At 70.4% G+C, this 13,874-nt stretch carries 9 protein-coding genes; 2 read left to right on the top strand and 7 right to left on the bottom strand.

Annotated elements, in window-relative coordinates; all coding sequences use genetic code 11:
• Positions 1–7: 7 nt before the first annotated feature.
• From FRANCCI3_RS07965 to FRANCCI3_RS07995, 7 genes are all read right to left on the bottom strand, one after another.
• Positions 8–1,342 (bottom strand): glycosyltransferase family 2 protein, encoded by a 1,335-nt coding sequence (locus tag FRANCCI3_RS07965; RefSeq protein WP_011436025.1) that lies wholly within the window; start codon positions 1,340–1,342, stop codon positions 8–10.
• Complete coding sequence (locus tag FRANCCI3_RS07970; protein ID WP_023840911.1) at positions 1,339–3,207, bottom strand: polysaccharide deacetylase family protein; 1,869 nt, start codon at positions 3,205–3,207, stop codon at positions 1,339–1,341. Before FRANCCI3_RS07970 ends, FRANCCI3_RS07965 begins: the two co-directional genes overlap by 4 nt.
• 381 nt (positions 3,208–3,588) lie before the next feature.
• Positions 3,589–3,999 (bottom strand): RNA-binding S4 domain-containing protein, encoded by a 411-nt coding sequence (locus FRANCCI3_RS07975; RefSeq protein WP_011436028.1) that lies wholly within the window; start codon positions 3,997–3,999, stop codon positions 3,589–3,591.
• A 150-nt stretch (positions 4,000–4,149) separates the two neighbouring features.
• Positions 4,150–5,304 carry an ABC transporter ATP-binding protein gene (locus FRANCCI3_RS07980; RefSeq protein ID WP_011436029.1) on the bottom strand — a complete coding sequence of 385 codons (1,155 nt, stop codon included), beginning with the start codon at positions 5,302–5,304 and terminating at the stop codon, positions 4,150–4,152.
• On the bottom strand, positions 5,301–6,857 hold the full coding sequence (locus FRANCCI3_RS07985) for an ABC transporter permease (protein WP_011436030.1): 1,557 nt from the start codon (positions 6,855–6,857) through the stop codon (positions 5,301–5,303). Before FRANCCI3_RS07985 ends, FRANCCI3_RS07980 begins: the two co-directional genes overlap by 4 nt.
• The gene (locus tag FRANCCI3_RS07990) at positions 6,854–7,867 is read right to left on the bottom strand and encodes an iron ABC transporter substrate-binding protein (protein ID WP_023840907.1); all 1,014 of its coding nucleotides are present in this window, start codon (positions 7,865–7,867) and stop codon (positions 6,854–6,856) included. Before FRANCCI3_RS07990 ends, FRANCCI3_RS07985 begins: the two co-directional genes overlap by 4 nt.
• Positions 7,868–7,965: 98 nt before the next feature.
• Positions 7,966–10,635 (bottom strand): AMP-binding protein, encoded by a 2,670-nt coding sequence (locus tag FRANCCI3_RS07995; protein ID WP_011436032.1) that lies wholly within the window; start codon positions 10,633–10,635, stop codon positions 7,966–7,968.
• Between the two features lie 406 nt (positions 10,636–11,041).
• Between FRANCCI3_RS07995 and FRANCCI3_RS08005 the strand changes: the two genes are divergently transcribed.
• On the top strand, positions 11,042–11,716 hold the full coding sequence (locus FRANCCI3_RS08005) for a DUF308 domain-containing protein (RefSeq protein WP_235186898.1): 675 nt from the start codon (positions 11,042–11,044) through the stop codon (positions 11,714–11,716).
• A 184-nt stretch (positions 11,717–11,900) separates the two neighbouring features.
• On the top strand, positions 11,901–13,841 hold the full coding sequence (locus FRANCCI3_RS08010) for an ABC transporter ATP-binding protein (protein ID WP_108913736.1): 1,941 nt from the start codon (positions 11,901–11,903) through the stop codon (positions 13,839–13,841).
• Positions 13,842–13,874 lie beyond the last annotated feature (33 nt).

Below are 13,874 nucleotides of genomic sequence, written 5' to 3' on the forward strand. Positions count from 1 at the left end.
GTCGTCGTCACCGCCAGGCGGCCGTTTGCCGCTCCCGGGCGTAGAGCAACGGTCCGGCGGCGTAGCCGGCGAACTCCCGCAGCAGGGCACCCTTCGGGGCCTGGACCCGCCCGTCGAGCCGCTGGCTCGTCGCATGGCCGATGCGGGCCATCCCACGCAGGCCTCGTGGGATGCGACGTACCACCTCACCCCGGGTCGACCGCTGGAGAAGCAGCTTGGCCAGGAAGGCCGTGAAACCGGAGCCGTAGCCGAACATCTGAGCGAGCAGCGCCGCGTCGTCGGCGCGGTGGTGATGCCAGACGAAGGCGGCTGGTTCGTACGCGATCGCTCGGCCCGCCCGCAACATGCGCACGAAGAGATCGAGGTCCTCGCCGCCCCGGCTCCTGGTGCCCGCTCCCAACGCCTCGTCGAAGCCACCCAGGTCCCGCAGGAACGCGACGTCGAACCCGACATTCGCGCCGGTGCCGACGAAACCTATATAGGGGTACAGCGGACCGTGCCGCTCGTTGTCGGCGAGGTCGAAAAGCACCGGCTCGCAGCGGGTGGACCAGTACGACGCCCGGGCGTCGAAGTAGACTTCGGCCGCGCTCACGATGCTCGCCGTGCAGACGAGTCCCGTGACGCACGCAACGTCCGGCCGGCGCCGGAAACCCCGAACCAGCCCGTCGATCCAGCCGGGGTCAACCGAGACGTCGTCGTCGGTATAGGCGACGTACACCCCCCGCGCCAGCGCGAGCCCGCGGTTGCGGGCGCGGGAGAGACCCGGGCGTGGTTCGGGGACATAGCGGAATCGTTCGTCGGTGGCCGAAAACGAGTCGACGACCCGCTTCGTGGCGTCGCTCGACGGGGCATTGTCCACGATGAGGAACTCGACGGCCGGATAGGTGACCTCCGTGAGTCGACGCAGGCAGTTGGCCAGGATCTCACTGCGGTCTCTGGTGGCGACGACGACGGAGACGAGATCCGTGGAATCGAGATCGGTGGATTGAACCTTGTTCGGGCAGGCCTCGGTGGCCGCGGCAGGCCTGGTGCGGGCGTCGAGGCGCTCGAGCGGGCGGAGACCCTCGCCGACCAGGTGATCGTTGATGCGCCCGCCGAACTCCGACCAGACCCTGCCGAGCAGCTCATCGACGTCGATGCCGGTGGCCGTCCTGGCGGCCGCCGCGTAGCCGAGCGGCTCACCGTGCAGCAGGGCGAGGACCCGCGCACGTCGCTGACGGTCGCGTGGCGGCACGACCGAGCGCACGACGCCCCCGGCCGACACCTCGAGCTCACAGCACCAGATACCCTCGTCGGCCGCGGCTGGGCCGGCCGGGGACTCCCGATTCCCGTGCAGGTTCATCCGACGCTCCTCGCCTCGTGATCTTCGGCCTCGTGATCTTTGGTGTGTCCGCGGATCGTCCGTTGGACCGGGAGAACTCGACGCAATGCCCCACCCAGTTCCCGCTCGATGTCGGGACGGATGTCGGGACGTCGGTAAACCTGCGATCTGCGCACCGTCTCGACGAGCGCATCAACGCGGGTATGGCGCTCCACCTCGATCCTGGGCAGGGCATAGCGGTCCTGAGCCGTGGGGAAGGCGCGCCGAGTTTGCAGCGCGAACGCCGCGTCGTATCCCGCCTTCTTCACCATCATGCGCACGCGCGCGTCATGTTCCCCGTAGGGATAGGCGAACAGGCGTGGCACGGGCAGCCCGATGGCCGCGAGGTCGCCGCGCGCCGCGGAAAGATCGTCCCACAGGCCGGCCCCACTCATCCTCGTCAACTGCCCGTGAGTGCGGGAGTGCGCCGCCACTTCCCAGCCTTCCTGGTGAAGGGCACGCAGCCGGCTCGCGTCGAGGAGCGGCAGCCTGGCGGCGCCGTTCACCGCATCCCACCTGTTCCAACCGCCGATCTCTTTCGTGACCACGAAAACCGTCGCGGGAATACCAAGTTCCCGAAGGACGGGCACGGCGTGTTCGAACAGACTCGAATAGGCGTCGTCGAAGGTGAGGACCAGCGACTGATGCCGGGCGGGCCGGCCGTCGAGATGATGCAGGAGTTCATCGACCCCGACGAAGGTGAAGCCGGCGCCCAGCAGGGCTGTCAGCTGGGCCCGGAACTGTGGCGGGGGAACCGCATACCTACTCAGCAGGGGATCCGACACGTCCTCTATCGCATGATAGGCAAGGATCCGCAGGCCAACGTCCGGTGCGTGCAGGAGACCGCCGCGCTGGTGGGTTCCCCGCCAGTAGGAGCAGTCGCGTAGTCCCAGGAACATCCATCTGGTGGGCCGGTCCACCTTCCCGGCGCTGACTCTTCCGAGCACGAGACCCGCCGGGACGCGGGACGCCCAGGGCGGTGCCGCCGCCGCGGCCCTGGTGAGGCTTCCTCTGATCGTCTTCCCGCCATGCTGGGCAAAGAGCAGGTCACCGAGACCCGGATGTTTTCGGGAAAGCGCGGCATCGGCCTGCCCGGCCTGCGTCCACTGCCTCAGGTGCGCCTCGGGCGAAACGACGTAACGCTGGTAGGAGACGGCGTCGGCGGCGAATCGAACCCGCGCACCGCTCTGCAGCAGCCGGTAGAGGAAGTCGGTGTCCTCACCGCCGAAGCTGCCGCCGGCGGTAAAACCCGTGTCGAAACCGCCGAGCCTGGCGAAGGTCGACGCCCGCATCGACACCTGCCCGGAGAGCAGGTCCGCGACGGTCAGCCGCCCGTCCGACCGCAGCAGCCTCCGGCGGCGTGCCCGGGCCCACCGGTCGACTCCGTAGGTGAGCACCGTAGGAGGCGAGGCGGGGTGCATCGGGATGTGGCCGACCACGGCGTCGGCGCCGGCGGCGAGAAGCCGCTCATGCTCGACGAGGAGCCGCCGGTCCGCCGCCATGTCGTCGTCGAGAAAGAGGATGAACTCGCCGAGCGCGCCCGCGGCGCCACGGTTTCTCGCTGCGGCCGCGCCCGCGTTCTCCTGCCACAGGATTCGCTTGGAGAACGGCAGAGAGACAGCCTGGAGAGCCTTCTCAGTGCCATCCGTGGAACCGTCGACGACGACGATCAATTCGCAGGGCCACGGCATATCGAGATACCTGAGTTCCGCAATACTCTGCAATACCACGTCTCGGCGGTTGTATGTCGGCATCACAATGCTGAACCGGACCGAACGCCCATTACGGGCGGGCTGCCCCGCCGAATGGTCCGGGATGTCCACGCTCGGTTTCTCACGGTAGCTCATCGCGAATTCCACCGAGCCAACCCGGATGACGCTCGCCCCATGGGCCTGACTCTAGTTCGAGCCGGTCGGTGCGGCGGGACGCGACCCGCGGTCGTGTCGTCCAGGCAGATCAACCTCACGATCGCGTTCCACGAGCGCGGATAACGCTACGCGGCACGCAGCGGCAGAGCCCGGTCCCGGTCACCGGCAACGTACCCGGTCGCTTCCTTCGTTTTCTTCACACCGTTGATGCGAAGTAATCCCATGGCGGGTAGTACCAGGGTTAGTAATCCCAGGGCAAGGTTCCTGGGGATGGTCATGGTGTGTGGGCGATTGCGAACTCCCTCGACCGAGGCGTCGCCTGACCGGGGCGCCGCTACTGGGCACCCAGTAGCGGCGCCGCTACCGCGCATCCGGCCGGCGGGGCTGGTCGCGCAGGCGTTCCAGCGCCCGCCGGTCGCGCTTCGTCGGCCGCCCGGCGCCCCGATCGCGCACGGCCACCACCGGCGGCACCTCGCGCGCGACCGGCGGGCTGCGGTCGACGAAGGACTCCGCGGCAACGGGCGCGCCGACCCGCCTGTGCGGGATCCGGGTGACGACGACGACCCGCTCGTGCCCGGGCTGGCGCACCCGGATCTCGTCGCCGGCCCGCACCGGATGGGCCGGCTTGACCCGCTCGCCGTTGAGGCGGACATGGCCGGCGCGGCAGGCGGCGGTCGCCTGCGATCGCGTCTTGACCAGGCGCACGCACCAGATCCAGGTGTCGATCCGGGCGGTTCCCGCCGGCGACGTCATAGGCGTGGGCGACGTCATAAGTCTGACTGTACGAATCGACCGGCCGACCTGTCGTCGTTCGGGGACGGTCAGGCGGTGACGATCGACCTGCGTGGCGGTAGCAGGGCGCTCGTGACCGCCGCGACCGTGCCGGCGCCGGGACCGGCGTCGGTGAGAGCCGCGACGGAGTCAATGGGGTGGGAAGGCCGTGACGGGCCCGGTGATCGACAGCCGCACGCGGGTGCCGGGTTCGGGAAGCTGGCGCCCCGGCACCCGCGCCGTCACGGTGCGGCCGGACCGGTCGAGCCGGAGCTGGACGGTGGCGTCGTGGCCGAAGTACCGCACCTCGGTGACCCGGCCGACCACCACGTTCCGCTCCTTGTTCCGCTCCTTGTTCCGCTCTTCGTTCCGCTCTTCGTTCTCGTTTCGGTCCTGGCTCTCGTGCTGGTTCTGGTTCTCGTTCTGGTTCTCGTTCTGGTTCTTGTCGCCGTCCGCCGCGGCGAGGAGCCTGATCTGTTCCGGCCGGACGAGCAGGCGCGCCTCGCCCTGGGGAGACCCGGGCCGGACGGCGAGTTCGCCAAGGTCGCAGGAGGCGGTGAGCCCGGTGACGACGGCGGGCATGAACACGGCGGCGCCGACGAAGGCCGCGACGGTCGGGTTGCCGGGTGAGGCGTAGACGCCCTGGGGTGTGCCGGTCTGGGCGATGCGACCGGCGGCCATGACGGCGACCTGGTCGGCCAGTGACAGCGCCTCGTTCTGGTCGTGCGTGACGAGCAGCGCAGTGGTCCGGTTGGCACGCAGCGCTTCGACGACGGCGCGGGCGGTGTTCAGGCGGAGCCCCGCGTCCAGGGAGGAGAACGGCTCGTCGAGCAGCACCAGGGACGGCCGCGGGGCCAGGGCCCGCGCCAGCGCCACGCGCTGCTGCTGGCCGCCGGAGAGCTGATGAGGGAACCGGCGGGCCAGGCTCGCGTCCAGCCCGACGAGGTCGAGCAGCTCGGCGGCCCGCCCGGCGGATCGGCGTTCGGCGCGGGGCAGGCCGAACCCGATGTTGGCCGCGACGTCCACGTGCGGGAACAGGGCACCTTCCTGCGGGACGTACCCGACCCGCCGCCGCTGGGCGGGAACGCTGCGACCGGGGCCGAACACCCGTTCGGCGCCGAAGTCGATCGTCCCGCCGTCCGGGTCGCCGAATCCCGCCACCAGCCGTAGCAGGGTGGTCTTGCCGCAGCCCGACGGCCCGAGCACGGCCGTCACACTGCCGTCGGGCACTCGCAGATCGATCCCGGCGAGGGCTGTCGTGGCGCCGAACCGTTTGGTGACCTGGCTGACACTCAGCGCTGTCACGTGCTTCTCCTAGCAGAACGGGTGAGCAGGAAGGTCGCCGGGGTCGACAGCAGCACCATCAACCCCGCGTAGGGGGCGGCCGCGCCGTAATCGACGTCGCGGACGTTGCTCCAGAACTCGGTCGCCAGGGTGTCGGTGCCGGTGGGTGACAGCAGCAGGGTCGCGGTGAGTTCGGTGACCACAGCGAGGAACACCAGGATGGCGCCGGCGCCGACGCCGGGGGCGATCAGCGGCAGGGTGACCCGCAGCCAGGCCCGCGTCGGGCGCAGGCCCAGGGCGTGTGCGACGTCGTCCAGGACGGGTGGCGCCTGCGCGATCGCGCCCCGTACCGCCACCGTGGCCCGCGGCAGGAACATGATCGCGTAGGCGGCGATCAGGAGGGTGGTGGTCTGGTACACGGCCGGCAGGATGTGCAGCGATACCGTGACGAGAGCGAGCGCCACCACGATGCCCGGCAGCGCGTTGGCCGTGTAGGTGCTGCGTTCAAGCAGCGTCCCGATCCGGCCCGGGTGGCGTACCGCGAGCCACGCCACCGGAAGCGCCAACAGGACGGTGCACAGCGCGCCGGCGAGGCCGAGTCCGGCCGCGGTCGCGGCGGCGGTGGCCAGTTCGACGGCGGGGAAGGCGGCGGAGGCACCCACCAGCAGCCAGCGGACGAGGCTCACCAGCGGCACGCCGAGCGCCAGGCCCACGACCGCGCCGAGCCCGCCGACGGCGGGGGCGGTGAGCCGGCCGAGCCGGGCGGGTTGCGCGGTGCGGCTGGCTCCGGGCCCGAGCCGGGCGTAGCGGTGCCGACCGCGCAGGCTCAGCTCGGTGCCGACCAGGACCGCGCAGTACAGCACCAGGACGCCGGCGAGCATGTTCGCCGCCGGGCCGTTGAACGACGAGCGGTACTGGTCGTAGATGGCCGTGGTGAAGGTGGGGAACCGCAGCATCTGCAGGGCGCCGAACTCGGCGAGCAGGTGCAGGCCGACCAGCAGCGACCCGCCGAGGACGGCCGGGCGCAACTGCGGGAGCACGACCCTGGTGAACGTCCGCCACGGGCCGAGCCCGAGTGACCTGGCGGATTCCTCCAGCGCCGGGTCCAGCCCCCGCAGGGTCGCGCCGACGGGGAGGTAGACCAGCGGGTAGTAGGCGAGTGTCACGATCAGCAGGGCGCCCGGGTATCCCTCGACGTCCGCGGTCAGCGAAACCCAACCGTAGCTGACGACAAACGCGGGCAGTGCCAGCGGAGCGGCGAGCAGCACGTGCCAGACCCGTCGTCCCGGCAGGGCCGTCCGTTCCACCAGCCAGGCGGCGGCCGTGCCCAGGACGGCGCTGGCCGCCATCCCGCCGGTCACGAGCTTGGTGGTGTTGACCAGCAGCTCGCCGACCCTGGGCCGGATCAGCAGCCGCCAGGCCTCCGACCAGCCCACACTGACCGTGTATCCGACGACGAAGAACAGTGGGACGGCCGCGAGCAGCGCGACGAGCACGCAGGCCAGCAGCAGCGGGCGCGGGTACGCCGGGCCGGTGCGTACCCACCATCCCGCCGTCGTGGGCTGGCCGTTCAGAGCAGGCCCGCCCGCTGCATCAGTTCGACGACCTTTGGTCCGTTCAGGGTCGAGATGTCGATGTCGGGCGGATCGAGGGTCGACAGCGGCTTCAGCGCAGGGTTCGTGGGGACCGCGTCGGACACGGCGTACTCCAGGGCACCGCTGTCGACCAGCGCCTTCTGCCCGGCGTCGCTGGTGAGGAAGGCGACCAGCCGCTGCGCCTCGGCCTGCTGGTCGCTGGCCGCGAGGACGCCGGCGCCGGAGACGCTGACGAACGCGCCCGGGTCCCGGTGGCCGAAGAAGTGCAGGTCGACGTTCCTGCTGTCCTTGCCCGACTCCGCCTGGTCCTGGTACCAGTAGTAATGGTAGATCACAGCGGCGGGGACCTCGCCCGCGTTCACGGCGCGCAGCGCGGCGATGTTGTTGTCGTAGATCTTCGCATTGCGTTTCAGCCCGGCGAGCCACTCGGCGGTGGCCCCCTCGCCCTTCACCGCGAGTACGGCGCTGACGATGGCCTGGAAGTCCGCTCCGGCCGCCGCGACACCGACCTTCCCCTTCCACGCCGGTCCCGCCAGGTCCATGATCGACGTGGGCAGCTCGTTCTTGGCGACCTGCCCACGGTTGTAGATGAACACCGTCGACCGGGCCGCGAAACCGACCCAGTTGCCGGTGCTCGGGACGTACTGGTCAGGCACCTGGCCCAAGGTGGCCCGGTCCAGTTTGCTGAAGCGGCCGGCGCGGTCGACCAGCGTCATGGCCGGCGAGTTCTCGGTGACGAAGACGTCCGCCGGCGAGCTGTCGCCTTCCTGGACGATCTGGTTCGCCAGCTCGGGGTCGCCGCCGCGACGCAACTCGACCTTGATGCCGGTCTGCTTGGTGAACGCGTCCACCATCACCCGCATCAGGTCCTGGTGCTGCGCGTTGTAGAGCGTGATCGTCTTCCCGTCGTCCCCCGAGCCGCACGCTGACAGGCCGGCCAGGCAGGTGGCCGTCACCAGCACGACCAAGGTTCTTCCTAACGAACCCATCGGGCTCCTCCAGCTGAACACTCCACCTGAACCCTCCACCTGGACAGACACGTCCGACCGACCTCGAACCCCTAATCGGTGTAGAAGTTAACTCATGCTTACCTTAGCGCCGTAGAATGTGACGAGTGGCACAAGTCGGGAGCGCTGGCGGGCGAACCGCGGAGCGGACGCCTGGCGCCGAGTGGGATCGGCACGCCCGCCGTGAGCCGGCTGAGAAGGCCCATGGCATGGAACGAGACCTTCCACGCGGCGACGCCGACGGTGAGCGAGGCCAGCAGCGCCAGGACCGGATGGTCGTCCTGCAGAAGGGGGAACACCTGCCAGTGGGTCAGGTAGATGTAGAGCGAGCTGCCGGCCAGCGGGCCCGCCAGCCGGCGCAGCGGGCGTGGGCAGCGGACGCTCGTGGTCCAGGCCAGCAGGAGCACGCCGCCGAGCACCACGTGCTCCCGGCGTGCGTCAGCGAAGAACCCGGGGATGGTGAGCGCCGCCGCCGCGGTGAGGGCCAGCCGCTGCCGTACCGTGGTCGCGGCGGCGGTGGCCCATCCCAGCGCGAACAGCCAGAGCACCGCCACCGACGTCTGGGTGTGGCGTGGTCCCGGCGGTAGGGCCACGACGTCGAAGCGGGTGAGCAGACCGGCGGCGAGGACACCGGCGGCGACGGCCCACGGGCGGCGCCGCTGCCAGCGGTCGAACGCCGGCACGCCGAGCAGGGCCGCGAGGACCAGCAGGATCTGGACCAGGGCTTCGACGAACCAGAACTCCCAGGGTGGGCCCGCGCGGTCCGGCCCGAACACGCTGTTGAGCAGCACGATGTTGGCGGGTTCGTGTTCGTCCATGACGAGCACGAGTACGGTGATGAAGACGATGCTCGGCATCGCGAGGTACGCGATGCTGCGGAGCAGCCCGCGGACCCGGTCGCGCCGCGGCGCCGCGGTCAGGTGGAAACGGGCGAAGTTGTAGCCGGCGACGGCGATGAGGAGATGGGCGCCCCCGAGGATGCCGCCGACGGCGTCGAAGGTGTTGGCGTGCGTCCCGACGATCAGCACGATCGCAACCGCCCGGAGCAGCACGCTGGTCTCGATCGAGCTGCCAGAGCCGCCAGCCCGGCGCTTCGGTCGCGTGGCCGGCTTCAGGTCCCGCACGGCCATGGTGTGCCAGCCGGCGGGCAGGTGTCCGAGGGCGTCCTCCAGCCGCAGTGACAGTTCCACGTAGGACAGCGAGTCGCCGCCCAGGCTCACGAAGGTGCTGTCGTCGGTGACATCGTCGCGGTGGAGCAGCTCGGCGAACAGCCGGCGTACGTCGGCTGTTCCGTCCGACGGTCCGTCCCGTCCGGTGGGCGCGGTCGTGCGCGCCGGTCGCGCGTCGCGGGCGATCTCCTGCAGCGCGACCAGATCCGGTTTGCCGGTGGCCAGGCGGGGCAGGGCGGCCAGGCGGTGGACGCGGACGGCGTTCTCCGGCAGCCGGCAGGCCCGCGCGACCAGCCGGCGGACCGAAGGCGTGTCCCGGTCACCCTCGATCATCACGTCAACGGCGTCGTCGCCGGTCACGCAGCAGGCGCTGAGCCCCTGGCCGGCGAGGGTGTCTTCCACGTGTTGCAGGTCGATCCGGATCCCGAAGACCTTGGCGGATCTGGTCTGCCGTCCCACGATCTCGTACAGGCCGTCATCGGTGCGGCGCGCGACGTCCCCGGTGCGCAGCTCGTCGAGCGTCGGACCGAGCGCGAGGTCCGAGGCCGTCCGCGCGTAACCCATCATGACGTTGGGCCCGGAATAGACGAGCTGCCCCAGATCCCCGGTGCTGTCGGTGCTCCCGGTGCGGTCGGCCAGCGGCTCGAGCCGGAACGACCCGCCCGGGACCGGGACTCCGATGGTGTGGGGGTGGGTCGGCGCGAGGTGCGGCGGCAGGCAGGACATCCGCGCCGTGGCCTCGGTCTGGCCGTACATCACGACGAAGTCCCAGCCGTTGCGTCGTCCGAGCTCGGCGTAGCGGGCCACCCGGTCCGGCGCCAGTCGACCGCCGGCCTGCGTGATGTAGCGCAGATGCGGCAGCGACATCGCGTCGAAACCGATCCTGTCGAGCAGGTCGAACGTGTAGGGGACGCCAGCCAGCGAGGTTCCCTGCCCGTCCCGGAAGAGGTTCCAGAAGCAGGCGTCCACGACGGACAGGGACGTCAGGATCAGACCGGCCCCGCACAGGAGGTGACTGTGCACGACCGACAGCCCGTAGCAGTAGTACAGGGGCAGGGTCGTCGCGGCGCGGTCGCCGGGGCGAAGGCCGAGGCACTCGACGATCGACTCGGCATTGGCCTGCAGGTTCGTGTACGACAGCCGGACCAGTTTCGGTGAGCCCGTCGAGCCCGACGTGCTCAGCAGCAGCGCGAGGTCCGGATGAAGGTCGTGCTTCGAGCCCTCCCGCCGCTGCTCGACGCGGGTCCGCGTGCCGGCCGGGCGGATCACCACGTCGGGGTCATAGGACGTGATCAGGGCGTCGGTCGACGCGGCGTTGTCACCCGGCACCAGCAGGACCGCGTGCCCGGCGGACAGCGCCGCCAGGTACAGGACGAGGACGTCGATCGTGTTGACCGCCGCGAGGAGCACCAGCCGCCGCCCGGCGCCGAGCCGACCGGCGGCGGCGTCGACGCGTGCCGCCAGTTCGCGGTAGGACAGCCGGCCCTCAGCCGTGACAACGGCCGTGCGGTCACCGTGCCGTTCAAGGTGGCGGGCGAGGAACACAGTCGAGCTTGCGAGGGACGGGCCTGCCTTGGTCACCCAGCCAATGTACAAGTAAGGAAAGCCTACCCTAAGTCATACCTCTCACTGCGCCTACGTCATCGACCTGTGACGTTCGGTGCCGCAGCCGCCCATGGATGATCTTGCTGTGTGGCGGTGGCAGTGGCGGCGGCAGCGGTGGTGATGGTGGCCCCCCGCCCCAGGGCGGCACCCACCTGCTGGGAGGAGTTGAGTAACGCCGCGGGCGATATGGCGTCGTCGTCGGTTCGGAATGATGTCCAGCGGATAAGCGTGGTTCGCCGGGTGGCGGGCATCAGCTTGTTGACCTGTGATGTCGAGCGCCAGCTGACGGCAAGGTCCTTGTATCGGTGACCGACGAGGGGAGAATAGGATCGTGAGCGACATAACTGCCTCAGATCGTCGTACACATGAAAGATCCACAAATGTGCCCTGGTTTGGTTTTCTCGCCGTTGGAGCAGCTTTTGCCCTGTTCGCGCTGGCCATTCCGCAGTTCGATCTGACCACGGTATGGTCGATCGCCGTGCTTCTCGGGATCGTCCTGCTCCTCGGTGCGGTGAGTGAGTTGCTGGCGGCGGCGGCGACGGCCCGGGACTGGCGCTGGTCCCATGCGCTGCTCGCGGTGCTGTTCGTGGCCGGCGGGGTGGTGGCGCTGGTCTGGCCGGATCCCACGGTCAAGGCAGTGGGCCGGATCGCGGCCTGGTTCTTTTTGATCAAGGGTCTCTACGACGTCGTCAACTCGTTCGTCGCCCGACGGACTGAGCAGCAGGCCGCGGCCGGGCAGTACGCCACCGCGGCGGAGGGCCGCCCCACCCCGGCCCAGTGGTGGATGCCGCTGATCGTCGGTGCGTTGGAGATCGGGGCGGCGTTCTGGGTGGTGGGTTCCCAGCGGGTCTCGTTGCCGCTGCTGGCCCTGTGGGTGGGCCTCACGGCCCTGGCGATCGGGCTGACCAAGATTGCCATGGGGTTCCGGCTGCGGGGCGTTTCCCGACCGCCCGCCTCGCTGGAGGGCCTGGCGATTCCCGGCTTCGGCGCCGGCGCGGTGGAAGGCAGGCGGCTGGAGGAGGGGCGCGTCCAACGACCCGTGTCCGGGAACCGTTGACGATCCCGGGTGGTCCCCGGATCCCGGCCCCGGTTTCTTCCCGGCCCATCGGCTTCCGCCACCGCGGTCGGTCTGACCCTGACGCCCCACCGCCCCGACTCGCGTCAGGGCGGTGGGGCGTCAGGGTTGTGCTCCGCGGGAGGCTCTTCGCCGCCTCGGCGCGCGTCGGCATAGCCTCGGCGGCGTGATCCGTGAGCCGCTGCCCGTCCCGTCGGAGACGGCCTTCCCGTCGTGGGTGATCCGCTTGCATGCGCGTGCGCTCGCGCGGTTGACCGGCGCGCCCGAGGCGCGGCGCAGCGTCCGGTTCTTCGCCGACCAGGGCCGGGTCGTCGCGGTCCTCGTCGGGCTGTCCGTTCTCGGTTCGGCCGCCGTCGCCGTCGGGCCGTTCGTCCTGCGCCATCTCATCGACACGTCGTTGCCCACCGGCCAGGTGCGTGACCTCGTCGTCCCCGTTCTGCTGCTGTGCGCGGTGCTGGTGTTCGAGTCGAGCGTGCTTTCGGTGCGCATGGCGCTCATCGCTCGGCTCGGCGGCGTTGTCTCCGTGCGGATCCGTCAGACGGTGAACGCTCACCTGCAGCGCCTGCCCTTCGCCTTCTTTCCCCGCAGCCAGCAGGGGGAGGTGATGACGGTGATGTCCACCGACGTCCTGAACGCCCAGAACGCGATTTCCGCCACCGTGCAGGCGGTGGTCTGCCGGATCGCGGACATCGTCGTCGGCTCGATCGTCGTCTTCGTGCTGGACTGGCGTCTGAGCCTGGCGGTGATGGTCTTCGCGCCGGCCACGCTGCTGATCGTCCGCTCGGGCCGGCGGCGGCTCGCCGCGCTGTCCATCCGCCAGCGGGAGCTCGACGGTCTGCTCATGGTCCAGGTCGCCGACACCTCGTCGGTCTCCGGGGCGCTGCACGTGCGGCTGTTCGACCGGGTCGACTACGAGCAGACCCGCTTCGACGCGGCGGGCGCCGAGCTGCTCGCCGCCGCCGAGGATCAGGCCCGGCTGATGTCGCGGGTCCGGTTCCTGGTCAACCTCGGGATTATCGCGACGATGACGGCGGTGCTGGCGCTGGGGGCCTGGCTGGTCTCCAGCGGTCGCATCACGCTCGGGACGGTCGCAGCCCTGGGCGGCGCGTTGCTGGTGGCCTTCGGACCACTGTCGTCCGCTGTCAACCTGCGTGCGGAGCTCGCGGGTGCGGGCGCGTCCTTCCGGCGGATCTTCTCCCTGCTTGACGTCCCGCAGGACGAGGTACGCCTGAGGTTCGAAGGGGCCCGGGCCCCCGCGCTGACCGTCCCCCGCGCACCGCGGTCCGGGACGGAACCGGTGCCGGCCGCCGCTCGCTGGGGAGTCGATGCCGGCCGGGGACTCGATCTGACGTTCGACGACGTATGGTTCTCTTACGATCTTGCCACGGCCGAGGACCGGCCGGACGGCGACTGGCCGGACGACGACCCGACGTGGAACCTGCGCGGGGTGACCCTGAAAGTCGCCGCGGGGACGACGACGGCGATCGTCGGGGCCAGCGGGGCCGGCAAGACGACCATCACCTATCTGGCCAGCGGCATGCACCGGCCGCGGCGCGGCGGCATCCGTCTCGGCGGGGTTCCCCTCGACGACATCCCGCCGGATAGTCTGCACACGATGATCGGCGTCGTCCCTCAGGACCCGCATCTGTTCCATGACACGATCGCGGCGAACCTTCGTTACGGCCGGTTGGACGCAACCGACGACGAGCTGCGTGCCGCCCTGGCGGCCGCCAGCCTCTCCGCCCTGCTCGACCGGCTGCCCGAGGGCCTGGCGACCCGGGTCGGCGCCCGGGGCTACCGGTTGTCCGGTGGTGAGCGGCAGCGGTTGGCCATCGCCCGGGTCCTGCTGCAGTCACCACGGGTGCTGGTGCTGGACGAGGCGACCTCGGCGCTGGACACCGTCTCCGAGGCCGCCGTGCGCACCGCCCTGGACCGGCTCGCGGTGGGGCGGACGTGCCTGGTGATCGCGCACCGGCTGTCCACGGTGATTGACGCCGACCGCATCTACGTGATGGACCACGGCCAGATCGTCGAGGACGGCACGCACAGCGAGCTGCTCGCCGACGGCGGCGCCTACGCCCGCCTCTACCGGCCCACCGTCGTCTGATCGGGTGGGGGCTGTCGGTGGTGGTGCCGTCGC

The sequence above is a fragment of the Frankia casuarinae genome (assembly GCF_000013345.1).
GTDB lineage: Bacteria > Actinomycetota > Actinomycetes > Frankiales > Frankiaceae > Frankia > Frankia casuarinae.

Coding starts and splice junctions, on each gene's coding strand:
- FRANCCI3_RS07965 (WP_011436025.1), bottom strand. CDS start 1,342: ATGAACCTGCACGGGAATCGGGAGTCCCCGGCCGGCCCAGCCGCGGCC.
- FRANCCI3_RS07970 (WP_023840911.1), bottom strand. CDS start 3,207: ATGAGCTACCGTGAGAAACCGAGCGTGGACATCCCGGACCATTCGGCG.
- FRANCCI3_RS07975 (WP_011436028.1), bottom strand. CDS start 3,999: ATGACGTCGCCCACGCCTATGACGTCGCCGGCGGGAACCGCCCGGATC.
- FRANCCI3_RS07990 (WP_023840907.1), bottom strand. CDS start 7,867: ATGGGTTCGTTAGGAAGAACCTTGGTCGTGCTGGTGACGGCCACCTGC.